Origin of the sequence: Ferribacterium limneticum, from assembly GCF_020510625.1 — a bacterium.
Taxonomy (GTDB): Bacteria; Pseudomonadota; Gammaproteobacteria; order Burkholderiales; family Rhodocyclaceae; genus Azonexus; species Azonexus limneticus_A.
Map to the genome: position 1 here is coordinate 4,116,165 of NZ_CP075191.1, position 13,131 is coordinate 4,129,295.

11 protein-coding genes are annotated in these 13,131 nt (G+C 61.3%); 3 read left to right on the forward strand and 8 right to left on the reverse strand.

Features of this window, described 5'->3' with window-relative positions:
- Positions 1-6: 6 nt before the first annotated feature.
- The 6 genes from ubiE to KI617_RS19830 form a co-directional block, all read right to left on the reverse strand.
- Positions 7-744, reverse strand: a complete 738-nt coding sequence (gene ubiE, locus KI617_RS19805) for a bifunctional demethylmenaquinone methyltransferase/2-methoxy-6-polyprenyl-1,4-benzoquinol methylase UbiE (protein WP_319004131.1) — start codon at positions 742-744, stop codon at positions 7-9.
- 4 nt (positions 745-748) lie between these two features.
- Positions 749-1,171: a gamma-butyrobetaine hydroxylase-like domain-containing protein gene (locus KI617_RS19810; RefSeq protein WP_226449286.1), complete on the reverse strand. Its 423-nt coding sequence runs from the start codon at positions 1,169-1,171 to the stop codon at positions 749-751.
- 63 nt (positions 1,172-1,234) lie between these two features.
- Entirely contained in the window at positions 1,235-2,842 is a 1,608-nt protein-coding gene (locus KI617_RS19815; protein ID WP_226449288.1) for a hypothetical protein, read from the reverse strand.
- A 16-nt stretch (positions 2,843-2,858) separates the two neighbouring features.
- Positions 2,859-3,287 carry an HIT family protein gene (locus KI617_RS19820; protein ID WP_226449290.1) on the reverse strand — a complete coding sequence of 143 codons (429 nt, stop codon included), beginning with the start codon at positions 3,285-3,287 and terminating at the stop codon, positions 2,859-2,861.
- 110 nt (positions 3,288-3,397) lie between these two features.
- Positions 3,398-7,273: a DUF3683 domain-containing protein gene (locus tag KI617_RS19825; protein ID WP_226449292.1), complete on the reverse strand. Its 3,876-nt coding sequence runs from the start codon at positions 7,271-7,273 to the stop codon at positions 3,398-3,400.
- An 88-nt stretch (positions 7,274-7,361) separates the two neighbouring features.
- Positions 7,362-7,787: a YqaA family protein gene (locus KI617_RS19830; RefSeq protein ID WP_226449293.1), complete on the reverse strand. Its 426-nt coding sequence runs from the start codon at positions 7,785-7,787 to the stop codon at positions 7,362-7,364.
- Between the two features lie 148 nt (positions 7,788-7,935).
- Between KI617_RS19830 and ilvA the strand changes: the two genes are divergently transcribed.
- Together ilvA and KI617_RS19840 are read left to right on the forward strand one after the other, a co-directional pair.
- Entirely contained in the window at positions 7,936-9,468 is a 1,533-nt protein-coding gene (gene ilvA / locus KI617_RS19835) for a threonine ammonia-lyase, biosynthetic (RefSeq protein ID WP_226449295.1), read from the forward strand.
- Positions 9,469-9,528: 60 nt separating this feature from the next.
- Positions 9,529-10,590, forward strand: coding sequence for a GSU2403 family nucleotidyltransferase fold protein (locus KI617_RS19840; protein WP_226449297.1), 1,062 nt, complete (start codon positions 9,529-9,531; stop codon positions 10,588-10,590).
- A 44-nt stretch (positions 10,591-10,634) separates the two neighbouring features.
- Here KI617_RS19840 and KI617_RS19845 read toward each other — a convergent pair whose 3' ends face one another.
- Complete coding sequence (locus tag KI617_RS19845) at positions 10,635-10,961, reverse strand: AzlD domain-containing protein (RefSeq protein ID WP_226449299.1); 327 nt, start codon at positions 10,959-10,961, stop codon at positions 10,635-10,637.
- The gene (locus KI617_RS19850) at positions 10,958-11,659 is read right to left on the reverse strand and encodes an AzlC family ABC transporter permease (protein ID WP_226449301.1); all 702 of its coding nucleotides are present in this window, start codon (positions 11,657-11,659) and stop codon (positions 10,958-10,960) included. Before KI617_RS19850 ends, KI617_RS19845 begins: the two co-directional genes overlap by 4 nt.
- 276 nt (positions 11,660-11,935) lie before the next feature.
- Here KI617_RS19850 and KI617_RS19855 point away from each other — a divergent pair, with 276 nt between their 5' ends.
- The gene (locus tag KI617_RS19855) at positions 11,936-12,973 is read left to right on the forward strand and encodes a hypothetical protein (RefSeq protein ID WP_226449303.1); all 1,038 of its coding nucleotides are present in this window, start codon (positions 11,936-11,938) and stop codon (positions 12,971-12,973) included.
- The last annotated feature ends 158 nt before the right edge of the window (positions 12,974-13,131 follow it).

Sequence of the window (13,131 nt, forward strand, 5' to 3'; positions counted from 1 at the left end):
TAGAGACTAGAACTTGAATCCACGGTGCAAGGCGACAACGCCCAGGGCCAGATTGAAGTACTCGACCTTTTCCAGACCGGCCTTTTCCATCATTGCCTTCAACTCTTCCTGCCCCGGATGGACCCGAATCGATTCAGACAGGTAGCGATAGCTATCTGAATCATTGGTAACGAGTTTTCCGACTTGAGGAATCACCTTGAAGGAATAGAAGTCGTAGAGCGGCGCCAGCGGTTTCCAGATTTGGGAGAATTCCAGGACCAGCAAACGACCACCGGGACGCAACACTCGGTGCATCTCGGCCAGCGCTGCCTCCTTGTGGGTCATGTTGCGCAAGCCGAAGGCCACGGTAACGCAATCAAACCAGTTGTCAGGGAAGGGAAGTTTTTCCGCATCGCATTGCGCGACCGGCAGCATGTGGCCTTTGTCGAGCAGGCGGTCACGGCCACGGGCCAGCATGGCGTTGTTGATGTCGGTCAGCCAGACCTGGCCGCTCTTGCCGACCTTCTTGGAGAAGGCGAGGGAGAGATCACCGGTGCCGCCGGCAACATCAAGCACCCGGGAGCCTTCACGGACACCGCTACGCTGGATGGTGAATGCCTTCCACAAGCGGTGCATGCCACCGGACATCAGGTCATTCATCAGGTCATAGCGACTCGCCACGGAGTCAAATACGTCGGCGACCCGGCGGGCCTTTTCCTGCTCGGCAACGGTTTCGTAGCCGAAATGTGTTTTGTCGTTATTCATGGTTTCAATGATGGTGACCGCAGCCACCACTGGCGGCGGGACGAGAAGAGGTATCGATATCGCGCGACAGTCCCTGGCTTTCGATCTGCTTCAGATATTCCTGCCACAGTTCGTCGTGATGCTTGCCAAGGTTGTAAAGCATGTCCCAAGAATACAGACCGCTATCGTGGCCATCGGAAAATACTAGTCGAAGCGCGTAGGTGCCGACTGGTTCGATTCGTTCAATGCCGACGTTACGCTTGCCGGTCTGCAGCGTTTCCTGCCCCGGGCCATGACCCCGGGCCTCGGCCGACGGGGTATAAACGCGCAGGTATTCGAAGTCGAGCGAATAGGCCACGCCATTTTCGTAAATCAGTTCGAGACGGCGGGATTTCTGATGAAGCTTGATCTCGCTCGGTATCGGCGTATCGCGGTCAATACCAGCCATGGTGTCCTCCGGGGGTAAGGGCGCTAGTTTAGCGCACTCATCCCTTGTCGGGCTCAAGATAGGTCAAAGTACCTGATAGCTGATCCGGTCGAAATCGGTTCCACGCTGCAGCATATGGTTCATGCGTACCTGGAAGGTTTTATTGTCATCGGAATAGACATCAAGGATACGACTTGCCTGATACATCCCCGGCGGCAATACGATCGACCCTTCTTCCTTGATCGCCGGCACAGGTGGCAGCATGAAGGCCCGCACGTAACGCTCATTGTTGCCGCTGGTTTGTGTCGCCATGCGAACACCAATGCCGACCGGCATGCCGGGCAGCGTAGCCACGCCAACGATCAGACCTCCGGCATCCTCTTCCATCAACCAGGTGGCCTGTACCAACAAGAAATGCTCACCGTCGTGCGGGCAAATCACCATCAATTGGCCATGCGATATCTTCATGCCGGCACAGCTTCTGGCCAGGCGGAAGCCATTGGCAGAATGGTTGATGACGGTCCATTCATCCACAGGGAAACTGATCTGTGGCTTGATTGCCAACTTCTGTCCGGGGTCTGCGCGCTCCCCGAAGGTGAACAGCTCATCGCAGGCACCACGCGAATAGGCGGCCGCCGAATCGGGTTGCTCGAAGGCCTGGCTGGTCACGCAAAAATGCATTGCCTCGAAACCGACAGCCACGCGGGCCACCCCTTCTGTCGCGAAACGCCTGAAGCGACGCGGAGAAGCCGACTGCGTCCAGGGCCGTGAAAGGTGATCGAGCAAGGCGATCACATGGGCCGAAGTTTCTTCCCCCAGACCCAGTTGAGACGGCGTTATGCGCTGGCGCAACTGGCTGAGCATGTGGTTGATCTGCAAGCCAAGCCGCGAGGTATCGAGGCGCCTGGTATCTGCTCCCGGCTCATCGGCCACCGTCGAAGGGTGAAGCGGGAAATCCTTCATCAACTCGATGACATAGGGCGGGACTTCAAAGTCATCATTCAGTTTGTGAATGGAAACCAGTGGCGCCCACATGCCCGCCCACCGGCGGATCAGGTTCAGATTGCGGACGCTGTTGCTGTACGGACTGGCAATATCGATCAACAAAAGCGTTGTATAGGCGGCTGCGCAATGCGTCGCCTGCAGATTGCTCTCCAGCACATCCTCGACCGGGGTGTAAGCCACACCCCACTCCTCGGCGCTCTCGTAATAGCCGTGCAGGTCGAGCCATATACCGGGTGGCAGTTCCCGGCGCGCCCGGAAATGTTCAAGAATGACCATGCCTGTGTAATAAAGGCAGCGATGCAGAATGGTCGCGACCAGCGACACATATTGCATGTTTTCAGCATCTGGCTCCTCCAGACGGGCACACAGGGCGTAGGCCTTACCCATCTTGCGCCAGGCGGCAACCACCTGCTGGAAGTAGGATTCTTCTTCATCGGCCAGCGGCAGGGCTTTGTTGTGGTAGCGCCGCGCCATCTCTTCTTCGACGAAGCACATCGGTGCCCGCGCCTGCTCAAGCAGGGCCAGCAACACGCCGGGGTCGGGTGGCGCCATGAGCAGGCCATCGAGAAAACGCATCAACTGACGCTCGGCCACCACCGGGTTGGCCAAGGACAACTGGGAAAGATAGTCCATCCCCGTTCGCAAATCGGGAATGGCCAGCGGCATTTCTGCGGCGGTAGTGTTCATGTTCAGTCCAGCCTTATTAGTTTTTTGCCAGGACACGGCCCAAGAGCAGGGCCATTTCTTCGTTGCTCACCACAGGTCGTTGAACAGCCCCCTCACGGCGCACCGCCCCCCAGACCGGCTCGGGAAAATGCCGGTCATCCCCCCAACGGGGAATGATATGCCAATGAACATGCGGAACGACATTTCCGAAGCTGGCCAGATTGATCTTGTCGGGGGAAAACAACTGACGGACAACCGTTTCGACGGCATAAACGACATGCATCAGCGCATCCCGCGCCGGCAGGTCGAGGTCCGTCATCTCGCGAACGTGTTCGTTCCAGATGACACGGCAAAAGCCGGGGTAATTGGGATCATCAACCCGAATGACTCGGCAATGCTCGGACTGCCAGAGAACAACGCCGCCGGGTTTGGTACAAAGTTCGCAGATCTGACTGCCGATTTCCACGCTATCACGCTCCGGTGAGCCTAAAGGGACTACTCCGGAGTTTAAATACCACGGGCCGCCGCCGCAAACGAAAGAACAAATTCACGGTCGGCGACCCATCGCCGCAGAAATCAGAGCAGGACGCGTTCGATGCCGCCGGTGTTGGCCTTGCCGACGTATTCTGCCATCCAGTTGTCGCCGAGCAGATGCTTGGCCAGTTCGACCACGATGTAATCCGCCTTGGTGCCGGCATCGTCGTCGTAACGGGACAAGCCCTGCAAACAGGCCGGGCAGGAAGTCAGAATCTTGACGTCGCCCTTGAAACCATCGGCGCGAAGTTTCTCCGCACCCTTTTCGATTTCCTGCTGCTTGCGGAACTTCACCTGGGTGGCGATATCCGGCCGCGAGTAGGCAAAGGAGCCGGAATCACCGCAGCAGCGGTCGGTCAGCGGCACGTCCTGGCCCATTAGCGACTTGGTCACCGCCAGTGGCGCGTAAGCCTTCATTGGGGTGTGGCAGGGGTCGTGGTACATGTAGCGCGTGCCCTCAACACCTTCCAGCTTGACGCCTTTTTCCATCAGGTATTCGTGGATGTCGAGCAGGCGGCAACCGGGGAAAATCTTCTCGAACTGGTATTTCTGCAGCTGATCCATGCAGGTGCCGCAGGAGACGATCACCGTCTTGATGTCGAGATAGTTCAGCGTGTTGGCGACGCGGTGGAAGAGCACGCGGTTGTCGGTCGTGATCTTCTGGCCCTTGTCTTCATCGCCGGAAGCATTCTGCGGATAGCCGCAGCACAGGTAGCCCGGCGGCAGCACGGTGGTGGCACCGACTTCGTAGAGCATCGCCTGGGTAGCCAGACCGACCTGCGAGAACAGGCGCTCGGAGCCGCAACCCGGGAAGTAGAAGACGGCATCCGACTCCTCGGTCGTCTTGCGCGGGTTGCGGATGACCGGGATGACCTTGTCGTCCTCGATGTCGAGCAGGGCGCGCGAGGTGCGCTTGGGCAGGTTGCCCGGCATCGGCCGGTTGAGGAAGTGGATGACCTGCGTCTTGACCGATGGGGCACCGATGGTGGCCGACGGGTGGGCGCGGGAATCCTGCACCAGGCCGATGGCTTTGGCTGCCTTGTGGGCGAGACGCTGGGCCTTGAAGCCGAAATCCATCATCACGCCACGCATCAGCTTGATGGTCGCCGGATCCTTGAGATTCAGGTAAGTCATTGCCGCCACGGTGCCGGGGCTGAAGCGCTTCTTGTCCTGCTTGCGCAGGAAGTTGCGCATCGCCACCGAGACATCGCCAAAGTCGATATCGACCGGGCAGGGCTTCAGGCAGCGGTGGCAGACCGTGCAGTGGTCGGCGACATCGTTGAATTCGTCAAAATGCTTCAGCGAAATGCCGCGCCGGGTCTGTTCTTCATAGAGGAAGGCTTCGACCAGCAGCGAGGTCGCCAGAATCTTGTTGCGCGGCGAGTAGAGCAAGTTGGCCCGCGGCACGTGCGTCGAGCAGACCGGCTTGCACTTGCCGCAGCGCAGGCAGTCCTTGACCATGTCCGAAATCTTGCCGATTTCGGATTGCTCCATGATCAGCGACTCGGTGCCGAGCAGGCTGAACGACGGCGTATAGGCATTGCCCATGTCGCCGCCGGGCATCAGCTTGCCCTTGTTGAAGCGGCCTTCCGGATCGACCTTCTGCTTGTAGGCGCGGAAGGGGCCGAGTTCTTCCTCGGTCAGGAATTCCAGCTTGGTGATGCCGATGCCGTGCTCGCCGGAGATGACGCCATCCAGACCACGGGCCAGGTGCATGATGCGCTCGACGGCCTTGTGCGCCGTTTGCAGCATGTCGTAGTTGTCCGAGTTGACCGGGATGTTGGTGTGCACGTTGCCGTCGCCGGCGTGCATGTGCAGTGCCACGAAGACGCGGCCGCGCAGCACTTCCTTGTGGATGGCCTCGATGCGCTCGACGACGGGGCGATAGACGCCGCCATCGAAAATCTTGCTCAGGCGGGCGTGCAGCTCCTGCTTCCACGACGTGCGCACCGAATAATCCTGCAGGCGGTGGAAGAGTTTCGGGTTGGCTGCCTTGTTGGTCAGCTCGCCCGCCACCACGCCGAATTCGGCAAAACTGGCTTCCGCCTCGGCTAACGGCAGGTCGAGGTTTTCGAGCAGCCATTCCCAGCGCCGGCGGACGGCCTCAACATAATCAAGTGCCGCCTGCTGGCGGTCGCCAAGCAGTACAGCTTTGTCGACATTGGCATCGCCTTCGTGCAGCGGCAACTCGCCCTTGAGGAATTGGATCAGCGCATCGCACAGGGCCAGCTTGTTCTGCGTGGACAGTTCAATATTGATGCGCTCGATGCCGTCGCAGTAGTCGCCCATGCGCGGCAGCGGGATGACCACGTCTTCATTGACCTTGAAGGCGTTGGTGTGGCGCGAGATGGCGGCGGTACGCGAACGGTCGAGCCAGAATTTCTTGCGCGTTTCGGCGTCGACGGCGATAAAACCTTCAGCCGAACGCAGGTTGCACATGCGAACGACTTCCGAGGCAGCCGCCATCACGGCCTTTTCGTCGTGGCCGACCAGATCGCCGAGCAGGACCATCTTGGGCCGACCGTGGCGCTTGGCCTTGGTCGCGTAGCCGACGGCCTTCACATAGCGCTCGTCGAGGTGCTCAAGACCAGCCAGTTGCACGCCGGAAGCCAGCCCGGCGCCGCCCGGCTTGAAGTAATCGGTGATTTCGACGATGGCCGGCACGGCTTCGCGCACCTGACCGAAGAATTCGAGACAGACGGTGCGCGAGACCGGCGGCATCTTGTGCAGCACCCAGCGGGCGGCGACGATAATGCCGTCAGTGCCTTCTTTCTGGACGCCGGGAATGCCACCGAGGAACTTGTCGGTCACGTCCTTGCCCAGGCCGATCTTGCGACAGGCAGCGCCCGGCATGGTCAGGATTTCTTCGCCGAGCAGTTTCTTGCCGCTCGGGTCAAAACGCTTGACGCGGAATTCGACGTTTTCCTGCTCGTGAATCTTGCCGTAGTTGTGATTGACCCGTTCGACTTCCAGCCAGTTGCCATCCGGATCGACCATCTTCCACCAGGCCAGGTTGTCCAGCGCGGTGCCCCACAGCACAGCCTTCTTGCCGCCGGCGTTCATGGCGATGTTGCCGCCGATGCAGGAGGCGGAGGCCGAAGTCGGGTCGACGGCAAAGACGCGGCCAGCCAGCGAGGCGGCTTCCGACACGCGGTCGGTGACGACGCCGGCACCGGTGCGGATCGTGGCATACGGCGTTTCATGGCCAGCCAGCACCAGTTCCTCGACCGGACCGATATCGATCAGTTTTTCGGTATTGATCACCGCGGCGTAAGGGGTCAGCGGCACGGCGCCGCCGGTGTAGCCAGTACCACCGCCACGGGCGATGATGGTCAGGCCGGCATCGATACAGCCGCGCACCAGATGGCCAATTTCCTCTTCGGTGTCCGGATAGAGGACGACGAAGGGGTATTCGACACGCCAGTCAGTCGCGTCGGTCACGTGCGAAACGCGGGCCAGGCCGTCGAAAGCGATGTTGTCCTTGCGCGTGTGCTTGCCGAGATACTTCAACACCTTGCGGCGCAGGTCGATGGTTTCACCGAAGCGGGTTTCGAAGCGATTGACCGCTTCCTGAGCGGCTTCGACCAGGCGCTTGACCTTGGCCGAACGCTCCGGATCCTCGGTCTCGCTCTCGGCGCGGCGCTTTTCGACTTCCTTCAGACGATGGCGCAGGGCGGTGATCAGCGCTTCGCGGCGATCACGATTGTCGAGCAGGTCGTCTTCCAGGTACGGGTTGCGCTGTACCACCCAGATATCGCCCAGTACCTCGTAAAGCATGCGCGCCGAACGGCCGGTAACGCGCTCGGAGCGGAGCTCATCGAGCACCGCCCAATTGTCGGCGCCGAGCAGGCGAATGACGATCTCGCGATCGGAAAACGAGGTGTAGTTGTACGGGATTTCGCGCAGGCGGGCAGTCATGGAAGCAACCGGGGTCCGTCAAAAAGTAGATTTTAGCGTATTGCGGCGCAAGACGCGGGACAGGTAGACCGGCACACGCATCGAGGGTTCAGTTTGGCAAGGCGCTTTGGGCCACCAGCCAGTAGCGGGCAAACTTGCCTGCCGCCATGAACAGACAGCACGGCAACCAGTGCAGGCGCAGCCAGCCAGCCGCGATACACAGCGCGTCGCCGATGATCGGCGCCCAGGCCAGCAGCAGGGCGGGGCTGCCCCAGCGTTCCAGTTTGTCGCGCTGCGGCAGGTTTTCGAGCTTTTGCCAGCGCGGCAAAAATCGGCCGCACCACCAAGAGACCATGCCGCCCCCGGTGTTGCCGAGCGTGGCGAGGGCCAGCGCCGGGCCGACTTCAGCCGGATGGATTTGCAGAAAACCCCACAACAGCGCCTCCGAGCCGCCGGGCAGCACCGTGGCCGAGAGAAAACTGGCGGCCAGCAGGCCCCAAAGCCCGCTTTCCGCCGTGACGTTTAGCCACTCCACCCGTAGAATCTCCCTTTTGCTTATTAACCTGTCAATCAAATTTGTCACTCTCGCGCAAGCGGGAGTCCATGACGATCTGGATTCCCGCTTTCGCGGGAATGACCGTGGCTCGCAGAATTGATTGCTACCTGAAAATGAGTTGCGCGCAATGCACCCGGATTATCTCGAAAAAGTTCTCAATGCACAGGTTTACGACGTGGCCGTCGAAACGCCGCTCGACCTGGCCAGCAACCTTTCCGCCCGGGTCGGCAACAAGATCATTCTGAAGCGCGAGGACATGCAGCCGGTGTTCTCCTTCAAGCTGCGCGGCGCCTATAACAAGATTGCCAGCCTTTCGGCGGAGAAGCTAAAGCGCGGCGTCATCTGCGCCTCGGCCGGCAACCACGCCCAGGGCGTCGCATTATCGGCCAGCAAGCTCGGCTGTCGGGCCGTCATCGTCATGCCGACCTCGACGCCTGGCATCAAGATCAATGCCGTCAAGGCCCGTGGCGGCGAAGTCGTCCTGCACGGTGACTCCTTCGATGCCGCCTACGCCCACGCCGTCGAGCTGGAAAAATCCGAGAAGCTGACCTTCGTCCATCCCTTCGACGATCCCGAAGTGATCGCCGGGCAGGGCACCGTCGCGATGGAAATCCTGCGCCAGCATTCGCGCCACAACGGGCCGATCACCGCCATTTTCTGTGCCATCGGCGGCGGCGGACTGGCCGCTGGCGTGGCCGCCTACATCAAGCGCCTGCGTCCGGAAATCAAGGTGATCGGCGTTGAAACCTTCGACGCCGATGCGATGAAGCAATCGCTGGCCGCCGGTAAGCGCGTTCGCCTCGATCAAGTCGGTCTGTTCTCGGACGGTACTGCCGTCAAGCTGGTCGGCGAAGAAACCTTCCGGCTGTGCAAGGAATACCTGGACGAGGTCATCCTGGTCGATACCGATGCCATCTGCGCCGCGATCAAGGATGTGTTCGAGGACACCCGCTCGATTCTCGAACCAGCCGGGGCACTCGCCGTCGCTGGCGCCAAGGAATACGCCCGTCAGCACAAGCTGAAGGACAAGAACCTGATCGCCATCACCTCCGGCGCCAACATGAATTTCGACCGCCTGCGCTTCGTTGCCGAGCGGGCCGAATTCGGCGAACAACGTGAAGCGGTCTTCGCTGTCACGCTGCCCGAGAAGCCCGGTGCCTACAAGAAATTCCTTGGGCTGATCGGCCACCGCAACGTGACCGAATTCAACTACCGCTTCCACACGGCCAGCGAAGCCCACGTCTTCGTTGGCGTTCAGGTGGCCGACCGCAAGGAATCTCTCAAGCTGGTCGACAGCCTGCAAAAGCACGGCTACCCGACGCTGGATCTGACCGACGACGAAATGGCCAAGAACCATATCCGTCACATGGTCGGCGGCCACGCCCCGGCGGTTTGCGAAAAGGGCATGCGCGAGCTGCTCTACCGCTTCGAATTCCCCGAAAAGCCGGGCGCCTTGATGAACTTCCTGACCCAGATGAGCGCTGGCTGGAACATCAGCCTCTTCCACTACCGCAACCACGGCGCCGACTATGGCCGCGTGCTGGTCGGCATGCAGGTGCCACCGGACGATATGGGGAAATTCGAGGAATTCCTGACCAATCTCGGCTACGCGCACTGGGACGAGAGCCAGAACCCGGCTTACAAGCTGTTTTTGGGGTAAACGCCTGATCCAATAGATTTGTAGTAGACTTTTCGCGTCTACTACAAATCAAGGTTGGCGATGTCTCCTCAAAGCCCGGTCAGCCAAACGCTCTACGCGCAACTGCTCGAAGAAGCATCGGTTTTCAACGCCACCATCTTCGAGCAAGGTATTGCCGGCAGCCCTTATCTGAACCACGCCAACGGCTATGCCTACTGGTACTGGCAGGTGACCGCCCCCGACGGCAAGCTCAAGCGCCTTTCCCTCGGCCGGGACACCCCGGAAACCCAGGCACTGGTCGAACGCCTCAAGACGCGCAAAGCCGAGGCCAGCGAAGCCATTACCGCCCTGCGCGCAACGACCCGCGCCTTTGTCGCCAGTGGCGGCATGAGCATGGAGTCGGCGCACTTCCGCGTCATGGAACACTTGGCCCAGGCCGGCCTCTTTCGCAAGGGCCTCGTGCTCGTCGGCTCGCATGCCTTTACTGCCCTCGGCAACCTGCTCGGCCTGCGCTGGGGCAGCCAGCTCAAAACCAGCGACATGGATTTCGCCCGCGCCCAGGGCATCAGCCTCGCTCTGCCCGGAAACGCCGAAGCCATCGACGTTCTCGCCAGCGCCAAAGAACTCGACCCGACTTTCTTCGCCGTACCCCAACTTGACCACCGCCAGCCGTCGACGGCCATCATCAGCCGCAAGACCCGGATCAAGCTCGACTTCCTGACCACGCACGCCGGCTCGGAAGCCGATTCGCCGTACTATTTTGCTGATCTCGGCATCGCCGCCACGCCCCTGCGCTTCATGGACTACCTGCTCGGCGGCCTCAACCGTCGCGGCCTGGTCATTGGCACCTACGCCTTCCCAATCAACCTGCCCGACCCCGCCCGTTTTGCCATCCACAAGCTCATCATCGCCCAGCTACGAAGCGGCGAGGGCGATGCCAAAAGGCAGAAAGACATTCGACAAGCCGACGAACTGCTCGCCGGCATGATTGAAATTGGTCTGGCGCATGAAATTGAAGAAGCTCTTGGCGCGCTCACTGCGGCCGGCTACCCCGGCGCCCTGGCGCTCATCCGGCGCTCGGCCGAACAAAGCCGGCTCGCTTGTGACTGGCTGCATCAGCAACTGGACAAAATGGCGCCGTAAAACCCGAAAAATCACCCAAAATCAAAACCTCGTCGGCGCCGCTTTCACCCCAGCCAGGCCTGCACCACCCACAACGCCGCCATCCCTACCGCGATCGTCGCCAGCACGCTGCACGTCAAACGGGCGACCAGCAAGGCCACCAGTGCTGCCCACAGGCGCGGGTTGTCCGGCGAGGCATTCAGGCTGCCGCCGATCATGAAAATCTCCGGCGCGATCAGGGCACCGAGGATGGCGGGCGGCACGTAGCGCAAGACTGCTTCGATGCGCGGATCGTCCGGCAGATGGTGGCCGAAGGCGATGAACGACAGCCGGATCAGGAAAGTGACCAGCCCGCAGGCAGCCATGGTCAGCAGCAAAACCGTCGTGCTCATGGTTTTTTCCTGTCGAAACGGCACATGAACAAACCGAACGCGATGCCCACCCCGGCTGCAACCAGCAGGCCCAGCTTGTGCGGCAAGGCCAGCGCCGGGAGCACCACGGCAGCAGCCGCCAGCGCCGCCCACGCATCGCTGCGCCGATGCACCGACAGCACCAGCAACGCTATGAACGTCAGCGCAATGGAAAAATCCAGCGACCAGCTTTCCGGAATTGCCGTCCCTAGCAGCACCCCGGCCAGCGTGGACAACTGCCAGCCGGCCCACAGCGTGAAGCCGGTGCCGAGCAGAAAGAAATGCCGATGCGCCGTCGCCGGGCCGTCGCGCAGGCGGCCAATTGCTGCGGCAAATGCCTCGTCGGTCAGCAGATAAGCCAGCAGTAATTTCCAGCGCCAGGGCAGGGCGCGCAAATAATCCGCCATCGCCGCGCTGTAGAGCAGGTGGCGCAGATTGACCACGCCCACCGTTGTCACCATCACCGGTGGCGGCGTACCCCCGCCCCACAACTGGGCGAACACTACCTGCGACGAGCCGGCAAAAATCAGCGGCGAACTCAACACCACCGCCCACCCCGGCAAACCTGCCGCCAGCCCAAGTACGCCAAAAATCAGTCCGAACGGCACCACACCGAGTAACAAGGGCAACTCGGCGCGCACACCGCCAAGAAATTCGTCGCGGGGAGAATGAACAGGCATGGGATAAGGCAGGGGAGACCAGCGAAGGCCCTATGCTAATCCATCGATGCCGACGCGTTCGGCCAAAGCCACGAGAAGCGGATCGGACAAGGATAGGACGAGTAATCGCCCACGCCAAACCGGCCAGCCGTTTCGGATTGGGCCAACTTTCCCCTTTTGGCCATTCAAAACCCGCCAATTTCCAGCCAAATTACCCTATAAATTCAATTTCCATTGGGTAACTATCTTTACCAGCCCTATAATTACCCCACAAAATCTTATTTTATTGGGTAACCCATGAAAGCCCCGGTGCTTTTTCGCCCGAACCAGCCCGCTTTTCGCCAGCAATATGCCGCACTTAGAGAGCAGTCACTCACTGCCGGCGCCTTGCTGCCTGGCACTCCTGGCACACTGCAGCTGCGGCGCGGCACCGGCTACGCCTACTGGTATCGAGTCTATTACCCGGTGCCCGGCAAGCAGGCCGAAACACTGGTCGGGCGCGAAGGCGATAGCGTCGCTGAAAACGCCATGCGGGCGCAGATGGATATTGCCGAATCGACGGCCCGCCAAGTTGGCATGCTGCGCAAGCTCGGCTTTCAAGTGGCCGACAAGGCCAGCGCCCGCGCCCTCGTCGAACTGCATAATCTCGGCGGCTTCGCAGCCGGCCTGCTGCTCGCCGGCCCGCTTGGCTGCCTCGCCTGGCTGAACGAATTCGGCGCCCGCCTCCGGCAGCCGGCGGGCGAGCCGGCCATCGTCCCGCGTCTTGAACTGGTCGCACCGGATGACTTTCTCAGCCAAGCCTTGGCCGCGGCCCTGCCTTTCGTTGCCGTCGCCGAGCCCAATGCTGCGATGGCCGCCGAATCAGCTTCCCCGACGACCACCCAAACCGCCATCGCGCTGCCCGGCCTGCCCCCCATGCCGGTCGACATCCTGGTTGCCGGCAAGCGCTTCGGCATCGCCGTGCAAGCGCCTGGGCTGGCCTGGTCGGCCACGACCGCTCCCGGCCATGACTACCTGCTCGCCGCCCCCGCACCCGGTGCCCTGCTCGCCGGCGGCCACTGCATTCCCGTTCGACTGCCGCAAGCAGCCCGGCTCGTCTGGCACCAGCTCTGCAGCAGCGCCCGGCACCCCGAGCCGCAGGCTGCCGTGCAACGCCGGCTGGCGCTCAGCCTCGCCGCCGTCGTGCTTGCCGACGACCCGTGGGCCATGCTCACCGCCTGGGAAGCCGCCCCAGAAAGCATTGCCGAACCGATTCGACCGCTGCGCGACATCCTGCTGGCCGGCGTCGCCGCGCATCCTGATTTGCGGGATCTGCTCGCCGACTGCCTGGGCTGACCCACGCCCCCAGCCGTTTCAAATATCGGCCCTTGCTCGCATTCCCGCCCCCCGGGGGAATGCCGTTCAGTTAAGCATCATTCCCGCCTGCTCGGGAACGACTCATTCGAAGGGTTTTCCTCTTAACTGAACGGAATTGGCGCCCCGGAGGCAACTTT